Consider the following 13349-nt stretch of genomic DNA (forward strand, 5'->3'; position numbering starts at 1 on the left):
CGGTATTAACAGTCGTTTCCAGCTGTTATCCCCCAGTATGAGGCAGGTTGCCCACGCGTTACTCACCCGTCCGCCACTAAGAATTTACAAGAATCTGCCGAAGCTTCATCAGCGTAAATTCTCCGTTCGACTTGCATGTGTTAGGCACGCCGCCAGCGTTCATCCTGAGCCAGGATCGAACTCTCACGTTTAAAAGTTTAATCCGGCTAAGAACTTAAGCTTGGCTTTTCGTTCTGTCCGTTAATTTACATTTTTCTGAATTATTCTCTTTGGAATCTTTCAGGGTTGCATTACTGTTTATTTGTCAAGGTACTTATAGTATAATTATGACCCTTACTGATTGCGTAAGGCAACGCAGAAGGAGGGATTTGAACCCTCGCGCCGCTATTAACGACCTGCACCCTTTCCAGGGGTGTCTCTTCAACCACTTGAGTACTTCTGCAAAATAGTTGATTAACAACAAGTATGTTATTAACAGCGTGTTCATAATTTAAGCGGAGCGAAAGGGATTCGAACCCTTGTGGCGTTGCCGCCAAACGGTTTTCAAGACCGCCTCGTTATGACCGCTTCGATATCGCTCCGAATATACTGTTAAAGATTATCTCTTCTGAGATAATGCTCTGTGTGAGTTGCTTTCGCATCTCGCCGCAGCGCAAGAATTATATTAACAAAGGGGTCCTATCATGTCAACCCTATTTTTCAATTTTTTTTCTAATTTTTTTCACTTTACGTCAAATCGAGTTTTTCTATTGCATAAAATTGTCAGAATTTTCTGAGCAATTCGCTTATTTACTGGTTTTCACGCCCGTCAATATGATCGGGTTTTTTATACCACTCAGACAAGATTTTTATAAATTTCGATCAGTTTCTGCAGATTTTTTTCCAAAGAATATTTTTCTTTTGCAGTTTTAATTCCTCCGCAAGACAATCTTTTTGCATATTCTTTGTCATCTGTCACTCGCTCAATTGCATTTTTTAGCCCCGCAACATCTTTCGGTTTAATTAGGATTCCCGAAATTCCGTCTTCAATCGCCTCAGGAATTCCACCGACATCAGTTGAGATAACAGCGCATCCGTGAAGCATCCCTTCAATAACCGAAAGGGGAAATCCTTCAAAATACGATGGTAATACAAGAATCCCGCACTTCTCAAGAAGCTCGTCTTTCTGCGATCCCATGATCCAGCCAAGCGCTTTCACATACGAAGATCGTTTTTCCACTTCGCTTCTATATGCGTCTTCTTCATAAATACCACCAAGATAAAGAGTAACCTCCGGCCTCTTATCGTGAATCTCATCCATTGCTGCAAGAAGCTCACTTATCCCCTTATTCCTGCATATTCTTCCCAAAAACAGAATCTTCGAATAATCTTTTTCGACCTCACTTCCATCTACATTGCGTGTGCTTACCCCATTTGGAAGAATCTGTATCTTCTCTTTGTCTACGATTGTTCCAAAAAAATCATAAAGCTTATTCGTAAGCACCAGAAGAACATCGGCCATACCGAAAATATTTCTCACCTGTTCTTTGCGCTTTTCATCAAGCGATTCATAGTATTCGTCAATATTTCCGCCGTGCTGATGTATAACGATCTTCTTGCCGCAGCGCTTCGCGCATTTGATAAAAAGAGCTTTCCTCCAAAAGCTGTTATCCGACGCAACATTCACATGGACAATGTCATATTTTCCCACGCACATGCAAAAACGCACATAAGAAAGCCCTGCCACCAACAACTTTTTAAGCTTAGAGCCTTCCTTCATCGTCCCTATATATCTTAAATCGACCTTTTTATCCAGTCCCACGTGATAGTAGCCGTTTACAAGCCCCGAAATCCCGCCATGCACGCTTCGATCGGGGCCTATCATCAATACTTTTATCTTTTCTTTATCCACTTCACTTTATCCCCAGAATTGCCTCTGCCGCAGGAATATCCTCCGGTGTCGTGATCTTTATATTGTTGTATGAACCCTCGACAAGCTTAACTTTGCGGTCGGTAAAGTATTCGACAACCATAGCGTCATCAGTGATATTGACGCCTTTTGCGATAAGCTCTTCCTCCTCACGGTCAAGCCTCATGTAGAGCTCTTTTATGAGTTTAAAAGAAAAAGTCTGCGGCGTCTGGATCATCCAGGTTCTGTCCCTGTTGGGCGTAGAAACCGCAAATCCGTCTTCATCACAGATCTTGATAGTGTCTTTTACAGGCATGCCGACAACGCAAGCTCCGTAATCTCTTGCTCCGTCAAGCGCTCTCAATATAATTTCTTTGGTCAAAAAAGGTCTTGCCCCATCGTGAATAAAGGCATAGTCATACTCGCCCTCAGCTGCCATAAGCCCCAAACGAACACTGTGATAACGATAAAGCCCTCCCTCAACTATAGCGACCACTTTATCAAACCCAAATTTTTCAACAATCTCACTGCGGACAAATTCTACATCTCCGCGTGATACAACAAGAACAATATCATCCACGGGACTCTCTTCAAAAGCCTTCAATGAATAATAGATAAGCGGCTTTCCGCCTATATCAAGATACTGTTTTTTTACATCACTTTTCATCCTGCTTCCGCTACCGGCAGCAAGCACAACAGCCACAGTTTTCATGGCAACTCCAATCTTTATCTGTTCTTATCCGCATGATACCTTCTCTCCCTGTCTCCAAGCGGAAGATTGGGTACAGCGTTAAGGTCAAGCCCGAAAGTCTTGCCCTGCATAAATTCATAATAACCCGCAGCCCCTATCATTGCGGCATTGTCAGTGCACAGCACCGGCGAGGGTCTGCAAAATCTTATATTATTTGCCGCACATTCTTTTTCCAAAAGGTCTCTCAGCGCAGTGTTGGACGCAACTCCACCCGCGATGGCAAGGCAGTCCATGCCATATTCCTTGCACGCTCTTATCGCATGTTCCGCAAGCACCTCAACGACCGCCTTCTGGAAAGAAGCGGCAACATCGTTTGCATTAAGCTCCTGCCCCTGCATCTTAGCTTGATTAATATAATTCAAGACAGAAGATTTCAATCCGCTAAAAGAGAAATCATAGTCCGCACCTGCAATCTTAGCCTGAGGGAAAGTAAATGCCTCGGGATTTCCCTCTTTTGCCGCCTTATCAATCTTGGGACCGCCCGGATATCCAAGTCCTATAGCTCTTGCCACTTTGTCAAAAGCTTCTCCGGCCGCATCATCTCTGGTCTGTCCGATTATCTCATACTTTCCGTAATCTCTTACGATAACAAGGTGTGAATGTCCTCCGGATACCACGAGACATGCAAATGGAGGCATTAAATCCTTATTTTCGATATAATTTGCACATATATGCCCCTCGATATGATGAACGCCTATAAGGGGCTTTTTCTTTGCATATGCGATAGCCTTAGCTTCAGAAACTCCCACCAAAAGAGCTCCCACGAGCCCGGGCCCGTAAGTAACTGCAACCGCATCTATATCATCAAGAGTAAGCCCTGCTTCGGAAAGAGCAACGCGCACACATCCGTTTATCTTTTCAACATGCTTTCTTGACGCGATCTCAGGCACAACTCCGCCATAGACCGTGTGAAGCGCGATCTGTGAAGAAATAATGTTCGAAAGCACTTCTCTTCCGTTTCTTACAACAGCCGCAGCCGTCTCATCACAGGAACTTTCAATCGCAAGAATAGTTACATCCTTAGCACCGTTTCCGCTGTTTTCTGAATGTTCCCCGTTTTCTTTTATTGACATAAAGATGACGCCGTCATCCTCTACATTCTTGTTTATCTCCATAACTTACCTTTTGGCAGATCACCTGCTCAGATTACTTCCAAATTTTTTGAGAGCTTCAGCTTCCTTCATCCTGTTTGAACTTGTGAGGAAATTGTAATCATCCTTACTCGTAAGCCGCTCCACATCTGTAGGAACGGTCACGTCTCCCGGGTGAAAAAGAATCTCCATCTCATCATTTTTTCTTTTTTCAAGAATATCAGCAGCGCTCTTGACGCACAGTTTGACATTGTCATAAAACATGTGCCCGGAGAGCATCACACCCATAAATAGCTTATCTTCCACTCCAAGCTTATCCAAAAGAGCTTTATGCTTTATTTTATTTCTGACAACAAGCGAATTTAAGATCACTACTTTAACAAAATTTACAAGCCCGATTCCTTTGAGTTTCAAAAGATTCTTCGCATAAACAGCAGGCTCCTCATACGGAAATCTTATGTACGAAACTTTAAGCTTATTGCTTTTTATGACATCCATAAGCGCATCAAAAATAACAGGGATCATATGATAATGCACATGCCCGTCAATTCTGAATACGCCATCATTCATATATGCCTCGCACGCTCTGAGCTGCGTCTCGATTTCCCTTCTTATCTGCCTGTAATATGCTTTACGCAAAAAAGGAATATAACTTGCCAGCAGCAATCTAATAAAACCGCAGTCAAAATTCCCTTTGTCATTTACGAGCATATCAGCTCTGTTTCCGCTTATAGGCTTTCCTTCAACAAAATTAAGGTGCACGGTGACAAAAAGTTTTTCCCTGATGTCACGTATTTCTTCCATGCACTCCTTTAAATAAGGGCTGTTTGGCATGATACTTATGCCGTTAAGCGCCCCTTTGTGATAACATTCCATAATATGACGGCTCTGCTCAGGAAAAAGCCCGTAGTCGTCCGCATGATATTCTATCAAAAATCTTCCTCCGATTTACTGCTTTGTATTTACATCCCAGCCCAGTATTTTCCACCTTTTATCATCATCCTGACGGAGAATAAACTGGTAATAATTGGCAACCGTAGACGTACCCTTTCTGAGTGAAAAAAGACACTGCACATTGCACATTTTCTTTCCGGATACCGTAACCACCTCAGGCTCGGTATTCTGTACCAGATAATTGGAAATTGAATAATCTCCCTCTTTTCTTTCAGAAATCTCATTCTTCATAGATCTGGAAAAATCCACCTGCTTCTCAAGAAGTTCGTCATCCATTATCCCCTTAAGTACGTACAGCATCTTATCCTGCTGCCCCTCAGTGTACTCCTCTTTATACAGAACCTGCATGGTCTTTGCATACAAATCGACAACCATCCTCGGATTCGCCGGATAGTTCTTTTCAAGATTGGTAGTTGTGATCTCGTCAACCGCTGTCAGGTTGTACTGTTCTTCCTCCGGACTCTTTTTACTTCCCACGAACATAAAATACAATCCCACCACGACGACCGCTCCAAGCGCCAATAATACGATTGATTTCATAATTGCTGACTTTACGCTGTTGTTCTCCATGTCCCCTCCGTTTTGAAAAAAGATTCAGCCTGCAGATTATTCTTCAAACCTAAGCGTCAGACTTCTGCCATCCTTCGACGCAACTGTGTTTGCAAATATCTTTCTCGTCTCTCCTATGAACTCCTGAGGATTAACAAGCGACGGACTGTAGTGTGTAAGCCACATCTCTTTTACCTCCGCCTTCTTGGCAAGTCTTGCAGCCTCATAGAAAGTCATATGTTTGTGCTCTTTCGCCTTTACAAGCTTATCGGGCTCTCCGTACATGCCCTCGCATATAAAAAGATCTGAATCCTTAGCGTTATTGACAATACTGTCGGTAGGTCTCGTATCCGTAACATAGGTAAGCTTAATGCCCTTCCTTGCTTCTCCCAAAACCATATCCGGCGTATAAACGGTACCATCTTCAAGCTCTATTGTTTCGCCCTTCTGAAGACCATTCCAATACCTTCTGTCAATTCCCGCAGCCATAGCCGCATCTACATTAAATTTTCCCTGCCTTCTCAGGTTCATGGTATATCCGTAGCAGGGAATATTGTGATTAACCTTAAACGCAGAGAGTGTAAATCCCGGCATTCCCTCGGGTTCAAAAGACATCTCGCTGTCCGTTATCTCTTTGAATTTAATCTCAAACGGAAGCTCAGGCGCTATCACCCTGAGTGAATTCACAACTCTCTCAAGTCCTTTGGGTCCAACCATCAAAAGCGGCTCTGTCCTCTCCGCATTTCCCATAGTAAGAAGTAGCCCCGGAAGGCCGCTGATATGATCCGCATGATAATGTGTAAAACAGATAATATCTATCGGTTTGGAACTGAGCCCTTTTTTCTTAAGTGCGATCTGAGTTGCCTCGCCCGAATCTATAAGTATACATTTTCCGTTATATCTCACATACAAAGACGTGAGCAAACGATTGGGAAGTGGCATCATTCCGCCTGTTCCCAACAAACAAACATCTATCATAAAAACTATTTCCTTTTCCAGTAAATAACCGCATCATCCTTGGGCTCATCATAAAATCCGGGTCTCACGCCCTCATTTACGAAACCAAGTCTCTCATATAGTCCTATCGCAGGAGTATTCTTCGCACGAACTTCGAGCGTATAGTCTTTTATCCCTATTCCGTGGCCCCTTTCAAGAAGCTGCTTAAGCATCTTGTAGGCAACGCCCTCTCTTCTGCAATCTCCCGAAACAGACACATTTGTTATCTCACCTTCGCCCGAGATATTCTGCACACCGCACAGACCGACAACTCTTCCTGCCTTCTCGGCAACAAGATAGATCGTATCGTCTCTTGTAAGCGCATCAAGAAGCTGTTTCTGCGTCCACGCCTCTTTTCCGAGATTAGTCTTTTCAAGATTGTAAGCATCCTCGATATCCTCGGCGCTCATCTCCCTGATCCTGACAATTCCCGGATTATTCCTGCTTGCAGCTTTTTTTTCGGCAAGTTTGGCTTTGGATTCTGCGCCGCTCTTATCCTTCTCAAGAGCTTCACGCTCAGCTTGGGAAAGCCTTAAATAATCGGGTGCAAAATCATCAGCATTGACAGTTCTTCCCTCACTCGCATAGACACCCGCAAGCGCTGCTACAGCCGCCGCATTCTGCCTGTTTTGGAAAAAAGGTGCCAGCGAATACGGAACCTTCAAAAGTTCCTCAAGCTTGTCATGATATACCGGAACGCCGTCGCCCAAGAGCACAACAGGCTTCCCTATCTCGTTTATCCTATCCGCGATATCCTCAACAGAAGTCGCAAACTGCTCATGTATAACCTGCATGTCAAAAGACCTCTCAAGGCTTTTTCCCTCATAGGTCTTTGGCACAAACGTGTACAATCCCGTATATACCTGATTTCTTCTTGCGTCCATCATGGGACATATTATTTTTTCAACTCCGTAGAGATTATAGGCAATTCCATCAACAGTGGGTACCGGAATTATCGGCTTATCAAGCGCGAGCGCAAGTCCTTTAGCCGTTGCACTTCCGATCCTGAGTCCCGTAAAAGAGCCCGGCCCTTCAGCCACCGCAATGGCATCGATTGTCGAAAGATCGAGATTTATCTTTTTGCATATGTCATCAAGCATAGGCATCAAGATCTCAGAATGTGTAGTTTTATATTGCACCGAGAACTGGGAAACAAGCATATCTCCGTCAGAAACCGCAACGGCTCCCACAAGTCCCGATGTATCGATAGAAAGTATTTTCATATAACTCACTTTTTATTAAATTTATTTTTTTGTCATTGTAATAAGGCGATAGTCAAAGCCTTTTTCAAGGTTCTTCTCAATAACTATCTCCGTATAATGCTCGGGAAGTATCTCCTCTATGAGGTTCGCCCACTCGATAAAGCAGATTCCGTCCCCGTAAAAATAGTCCTCGTAGCCGATCTCATCCATCTCACTGACATCACCGATCCGATACACATCGAAATGGTAAAAAGGAATCCTTCCCTCGTCATAAACCTGCAAAACAGTAAATGTCGGGCTGCTGACAGGCCCCGTAATTCCAAGCCCTTCGGCAACTCCCTGCGTAAGAACGGTCTTTCCGACGCCCAGATCACCCACAAGGGTATACACCATTCCCGGTGTAGCGCTCTCGCCAATCCTCTTGCCGATCTCAAACGTCTCCTTAGCACTATTTGTCTCGTGTCTGGTAACTATATCCATACAAACCTCGCATATTTCAAACTTTGCCTCTTTAACTATATCACAAAGTATGTTTTTTCAAAATATAGCACTAACTGGGACAAAAAAAATAGACCGGGAAAAAATATTTCTTTTCCCGATCTATCGTTCACTTCTGAATCTGTAATATTCTGAATTTTATTGCCGATAAGATAAAGAACACCAATGCCGTGCCTATACATACCGACATTGCAAGTACGTAATTTAATGACTGCAAGCTCACAAAAGCCTTAAAATAATACATCACTTCATATTGGGCAATTTTCGGAGATACAGAACTCAAAATACATCCGACCACTAAAACGATTACTGCCACTCCGACCATAGAGCCGCTATTTTTTATAAATATAGAAACAAAAAGAACAACCATTGACCATCCCGCAAGAGCAAGATAAGTATTTGCATATATAAGCGCATTTTGGAAAAGAGACGCTACTACCGAATCACTTCCCCAAAACATGACCGCTACAATATTCGACGCAATAAATGTAACCGCCACAAGAGCCAAAGAGCCAATAAGAACAACCACAGCTTTTGCTGTGATCAATTTTACACGCGATTGTCCGCATAAAAGTGGAAGTTTCAAACTGCCACTGTTCGCCTCATCAGTAAAAAGAAATGTCACAAAAAGAGTCGCAAGTACCGGTAAAACAATATCAGCAATCATTCCAAGAACCTGCACAGGAAAATTTCCGCCAATCATTGCATCAATATCCTCTTTTTCAAGCAGTCCTTTTACTTGTATAGAGTAAACCAACATTCCAAAAGCAATACTTGTAGCAACCAAGATCAAAAGAAAAATCCCAAGCCTTTTCCCCTTCCAGAGCTTATACAATTCATTCCTGACGTTCTTCATTATGCCTGCCTCCTGTACATGCTGTAGTAACTATCTTCAAGACCTTCCTCAAGTTCACTTATATCTCCACTAAAAAGAATTTTTCCCTCATTGATCATGACAACCTTATTGCATATTTTTTCTATATCATGCAAAAGGTGCGAAGAAATAAGGATAGCCACATCATCCTCTTTGGCAAGCTTCTCAAGCATTTCGTAAATATCTTTCATTCCATATGGATCAAGTCCGTTTGTAGGCTCATCAAGGATCAGCAATTCCGGATTGTTAAGGAGTGCTCTTCCCAGCCCCAATCTCTGGCGCATACCTGTGGAATATGTTTTCACCTTCTTATCGATATGTTCCGACAGTCCGACAAATTCAACTATCTGCTTGACTTTTTCAGCCGATACATCGTCATAAAGCTTTGCGATAAGCATCAGATTATCATATCCCGTCAGATACTCATAAAATGCAGATGACTCGGTTGCGAACCCGATCTTTTCAACAAATTTCTTTCCTTCACCGATCACTATCTCACCGGAATCTTTGCTGATAAGATTCATTATCATCTTCATCGTCGTTGATTTTCCGGCACCATTTGGTCCAATCAGACCGACTATATCTCCCTTCTCAACTTCCAAAGAGATATTATCGACAACTTTTCTCCCATTGTAACTTTTGTTCAAACCTGCAATTTGTAGCACTTTGCTCATAAGTCACTCCCCTTTTCTCTTTTTCTCTTCTCAATTACAAAACACTTTGCAAAAAAAATCTCAAATTGGCAAATCACAATATTTTGTCTATACAATTCATCTCCTTCCCACATTATGTGTTTACTATTCAATATTCTATTTGACACAAAAACTTATTTCAATAAAATTCTTTTATCACAATGTTATTCTAAATAGAAAAACAATCGTGAAAATCATCCCTCCACGATTGCATTTCTGTTAAACCTCATCTTTTAATGCTTATCTATTGCATCATATAATATACATCCGCAATGAAAAAATCAGCATCCACATCTTCTTCACGCAATTTACCAAAAACCTTAAAATCACAATTCCCTGCTCTTGTTTTATTGATTTCTTTCAGAAGCTCCTCATATTCCACCAATCCTCCCTCAAAACGAATTCTTGCAGCAGAATCAATTCTTAAGCTAAGCGATTCACTTGAATCCTGTTCATGTTTTTTAACATCATCAATCGGATAGTAAATCTGATATTTACCATCAACGCATTCAATAACTGTTCCTTTTTTCAATTTCTTTAACCGTCTGCTAAACTCATTTTTATCTACAAGAAGACCTGCTACACATTCTTCTTTAAACTCCATATATAGTTCAACATTGTTCATAACGAATAATGTAATCCTCCTTTTCGCATCAATTCCTCATGTGTATCAGATTCTTCAATATTTCCATTACATATTGCATAAATCTCTTTTTGTATTAAGCCCGTGCGGAATTACTATGATTTTTACAATTCTAAATTCTCTATGTACCTACCACCTACAACAAAATAAAAGGCCGCAGTCACCATCGCAAATGCAAGATAATAGATAGTCATGACTATAAAATTATCAATCTGGCTTATAATCATCTGATAAATTAGAAGTCCAATCATTGCTGATACAACAATACTTGAAGTAGTTTTCTTCTTTATGCATACCGTTACCGGTATAAATAAATATCCAATTATCGCCAATGTATTTATTGCTACACAGCATATCCATTGAATAGTATTCTCTTGTGTCAATCCGCCATTAATAAGACCAGAATGCCTATCTACTCCAATCAAAAAAGCAAAACAGCATATTTGTGTTAATAACTGTCCGACTACCGCTATCATTACTATCAAAGAAAACTTTGCAAAAATTATTTTTTTTCGTGGTATACCATAAGTAAACATTAGTAATATTGTTCTTTGTACATACTCATCATTTAATACTTTCATTATTACTAACGCTGAAAAAATAATATAAAAATCCGCTATAAGACCTGACATCATTTTTATGATCGCAAATCCACTGGTTTCATGATCCTGGTTCACTCCAAAAATAGACGTCCATGTAAGAAATACCAATATTATAGTCATTACAATGTATGACCCAAAATAGGACATAGCTTTATTCTTTTTAAATTCTATTTTTATCAAATTAAACAAACTCATATTTACCCTCTCGTCACTGTATCCAAAAAATAGTCTTCTAATGAGCAGTTATTCTCATATATCTCTTGTATTCTCAAATTATTGTCCAGTAGTATTCTTATCGCCTCTGTAACATCTATTTCTTCATATACCTTTAATTCATTTTTTTCTTCTATTTTTACATTTCTAATTCCACTATTCTCCAATACTTTTTTTGCTTTCCCATTATCATCTGTTTCAATTCTTAAGTGCTTTTTTGTTACTTCCTTTAGCTCGTCCATTGACATCTCTTTAACCATGTGCTTATCGCTGATTATGCCAATATAATCCGCCATCATCTCCATCTCCGACAATATATGGCTGGAGATCAATATAGTTGTCCCATATTCTCTGTTTATGGTTTTAAACAACTCACGCATTTCCTTTATTCCTTCCGGATCAAGTGCATTTATTGGCTCATCCAATATTAATAATTCCGGCTTCTGCAAAATAGCTCTTCCGATTGCCAATCTTTGTCTCATTCCCAGCGAATACTCACGCACTCTCTTATGCCTGGCAGACGACAGATCAACCAAATCAAAAATTTCATTAATCCTATTTTTATCCGTAAATTGTAAAAAATCAGCGTGAATACATAAATTTTCCTCACCTGTTAAATGCTCATAAAAATAAGGATATTCAATGATAGAACCTATTTTATTTAATTTTTTTATATCCAACTTATCAGAATCAAAAATTCTGATTTCACCATGATCATACTTTATCAACCCTAAGAGAATTTTAAGCAATGTACTTTTGCCTGCTCCATTAAGGCCTATCAGACCGTATATCGAACCTTTTGGTATGCTTATATCAAGCGAATCCAAGGCCCTGAAACTACCATAATTCTTTGTTACAGCTTTCCCCTGTATAACCAGTTCTTTCATCTATCCAAGCTCCTTTTCCTTTGAGTACGCCAAACTAATATATAGCGGAACTAGCTTCGAATACAAATATTTCATTTTTTCACAGAATGTATTATCCGGAATATCTATATCTTTATTCTCTTCATCGTTTTCATATGCACATCCACCCAGGCACAAATTGCTCAGCCAACAATTTTTACAACGTTCGTCGCTTGTTCGTTCTTTGTTTAGTATTTCTTTTTTATCTACATCTCCCATGCAGAATTTTTCACTTCCGACAAATCTATGGCATGGATAAATATTTCCGTCAATATTCACCGCTATAGAATTTCTAAATGCTCCACATCCCTTTGTATTCCTTCCTGCATTTTTGATTTTAGTGAAGTTCATATACAAATCTACCATTTTCTTTGCCTTCGCAAAATCTTTATTTTGCATAAGTGACACAAAATAATCAACGTATTTTTTATATTGATCAAACTCTAAATTTTTATCTTCGTCTTTCAACATGTTTTTGGCCACCGCCAATGGTATCCCTGTAAATCCCAAGTCATCTAAAGTATCAAAAACATTTATATAATCCAGATTTCCCGAGGATAATGTTGCTCGAGCAGTAAGCTTCCCTTCTTTTCTCATATTCGCAGTCTTACGCATTATCATGTCATAAGTAGGTTTTTTATTAATAAAATATCGCCTTTTATCATGTTGTTCCTTAGCTCCGTCAATGCTTATTTGTACATTAAACTTCTTGTCTTTAATGTAGTTTTCGAATTCTTCTGTTATTAAAGTTCCGTTAGTAGTCATAGTGAAAACAAATTCTTTATTTTCTATGCTGGAACAATACTCAACAACTTTCTTTATCAAATCGAAATTCATTAAAGGCTCACCACCCATAAATGCTACCAATAATTTATTTGAAGGACTCTTTTCTACAAGCAAGTCAATTGCTTTTTTTGCAACTTCGAATTTCATTATTCCCGGCTTATGATTGAACTCCCCGCCTTCTCCATAGCAATATTCGCATCTCAAATTGCACATCTGCGAAACCATAAGTGTAACAGAATTAACATTCTTATTTATGTCAAACGCTCTACATTTTTCATGTTTTTTTTCATCAATAATTATTTCAGCATTTAACGCATTGGCTATGAACTCTCGTGTTTCTTCTTGCGTGTAACCACAAGACTCAAGATCACATTCCTCATTTTTATATGCATTTGATTCCAAATACGCTTTCAATATTCCATCATATTCAAAGATTCCACTATTTTTTATATTGTAATAATATTCCTTATCTTCTACATTAAAAATCTTATATGGCGATACAATTGTAGTCATTTTATTTTCCATTTTAGCTCTCCTCTAAAATCTGTGTCCGCATCCACTATCATGTGGAGGCGGACACAAGCCAAAAACATTTTTTAGTGCATATAATCAAAAGGGCCCTCATCACACATATAGCATGGCCAGTTATATTCTACATTTGAAAAAACATTAACCTGCTTCAACATAATTGCTTTCCTCCTTATT

14 protein-coding genes, 2 tRNA genes and 1 rRNA gene are annotated in these 13349 nt (G+C 39.9%); all 17 read right to left on the reverse strand.

The window, feature by feature from the left end:
• Positions 1–191 (reverse strand): 16S ribosomal RNA (locus tag BLP87_RS15390); the annotation flags it as partial.
• A 162-nt stretch (positions 192–353) separates the two neighbouring features.
• A tRNA-Ser gene (locus BLP87_RS15395) sits at positions 354–442 on the reverse strand.
• 53 nt (positions 443–495) lie between these two features.
• A tRNA-Ser gene (locus tag BLP87_RS15400) sits at positions 496–581 on the reverse strand.
• A 254-nt stretch (positions 582–835) separates the two neighbouring features.
• On the reverse strand, positions 836–1891 hold the full coding sequence (locus BLP87_RS15405) for a glycosyltransferase family 4 protein (RefSeq protein ID WP_074463462.1): 1056 nt from the start codon (positions 1889–1891) through the stop codon (positions 836–838).
• A 1-nt stretch (position 1892) separates the two neighbouring features.
• Positions 1893–2600, reverse strand: coding sequence for a 2-C-methyl-D-erythritol 4-phosphate cytidylyltransferase (gene ispD / locus BLP87_RS15410; protein WP_074463463.1), 708 nt, complete (start codon positions 2598–2600; stop codon positions 1893–1895).
• A gap of 14 nt (positions 2601–2614) precedes the next feature.
• Positions 2615–3712: a tRNA (adenosine(37)-N6)-threonylcarbamoyltransferase complex transferase subunit TsaD gene (gene tsaD / locus BLP87_RS15415; protein WP_074463475.1), complete on the reverse strand. Its 1098-nt coding sequence runs from the start codon at positions 3710–3712 to the stop codon at positions 2615–2617.
• A gap of 60 nt (positions 3713–3772) precedes the next feature.
• A complete protein-coding gene (locus tag BLP87_RS15420; RefSeq protein ID WP_074463464.1) occupies positions 3773–4663 on the reverse strand; it encodes a ChbG/HpnK family deacetylase in 891 nt (296 codons plus the stop codon).
• A 15-nt stretch (positions 4664–4678) separates the two neighbouring features.
• Positions 4679–5254 carry a DUF6715 family protein gene (locus tag BLP87_RS15425; protein ID WP_074463465.1) on the reverse strand — a complete coding sequence of 192 codons (576 nt, stop codon included), beginning with the start codon at positions 5252–5254 and terminating at the stop codon, positions 4679–4681.
• A gap of 36 nt (positions 5255–5290) precedes the next feature.
• Positions 5291–6211: a ribonuclease Z gene (locus tag BLP87_RS15430; protein ID WP_074463466.1), complete on the reverse strand. Its 921-nt coding sequence runs from the start codon at positions 6209–6211 to the stop codon at positions 5291–5293.
• Between the two features lie 5 nt (positions 6212–6216).
• Positions 6217–7452 (reverse strand): tRNA (adenosine(37)-N6)-threonylcarbamoyltransferase complex dimerization subunit type 1 TsaB, encoded by a 1236-nt coding sequence (gene tsaB, locus BLP87_RS15435; protein WP_074463467.1) that lies wholly within the window; start codon positions 7450–7452, stop codon positions 6217–6219.
• Positions 7453–7473: 21 nt separating this feature from the next.
• Positions 7474–7911 carry a tRNA (adenosine(37)-N6)-threonylcarbamoyltransferase complex ATPase subunit type 1 TsaE gene (gene tsaE, locus BLP87_RS15440; RefSeq protein ID WP_074463468.1) on the reverse strand — a complete coding sequence of 146 codons (438 nt, stop codon included), beginning with the start codon at positions 7909–7911 and terminating at the stop codon, positions 7474–7476.
• A 127-nt stretch (positions 7912–8038) separates the two neighbouring features.
• Positions 8039–8785 carry an ABC transporter permease gene (locus BLP87_RS15445; protein ID WP_074463469.1) on the reverse strand — a complete coding sequence of 249 codons (747 nt, stop codon included), beginning with the start codon at positions 8783–8785 and terminating at the stop codon, positions 8039–8041.
• Entirely contained in the window at positions 8785–9477 is a 693-nt protein-coding gene (locus BLP87_RS15450) for an ABC transporter ATP-binding protein (RefSeq protein ID WP_074463470.1), read from the reverse strand. Before BLP87_RS15450 ends, BLP87_RS15445 begins: the two co-directional genes overlap by 1 nt.
• 262 nt (positions 9478–9739) lie before the next feature.
• A complete protein-coding gene (locus tag BLP87_RS15455; protein ID WP_074463471.1) occupies positions 9740–10120 on the reverse strand; it encodes a DUF5975 family protein in 381 nt (126 codons plus the stop codon).
• A gap of 122 nt (positions 10121–10242) precedes the next feature.
• A complete protein-coding gene (locus tag BLP87_RS15460; protein ID WP_074463472.1) occupies positions 10243–10935 on the reverse strand; it encodes an ABC transporter permease in 693 nt (230 codons plus the stop codon).
• Positions 10936–10937: 2 nt separating this feature from the next.
• Positions 10938–11840 carry an ATP-binding cassette domain-containing protein gene (locus tag BLP87_RS15465; protein WP_074463473.1) on the reverse strand — a complete coding sequence of 301 codons (903 nt, stop codon included), beginning with the start codon at positions 11838–11840 and terminating at the stop codon, positions 10938–10940.
• Complete coding sequence (locus BLP87_RS15470) at positions 11841–13169, reverse strand: radical SAM/SPASM domain-containing protein (RefSeq protein WP_074463474.1); 1329 nt, start codon at positions 13167–13169, stop codon at positions 11841–11843.
• Between the last annotated feature and the right edge of the window lie 180 nt (positions 13170–13349).

Origin of the sequence: Butyrivibrio hungatei, from assembly GCF_900101605.1 — a bacterium.
GTDB classification, from domain to species: Bacteria; Bacillota; Clostridia; order Lachnospirales; family Lachnospiraceae; genus Butyrivibrio; species Butyrivibrio hungatei_B.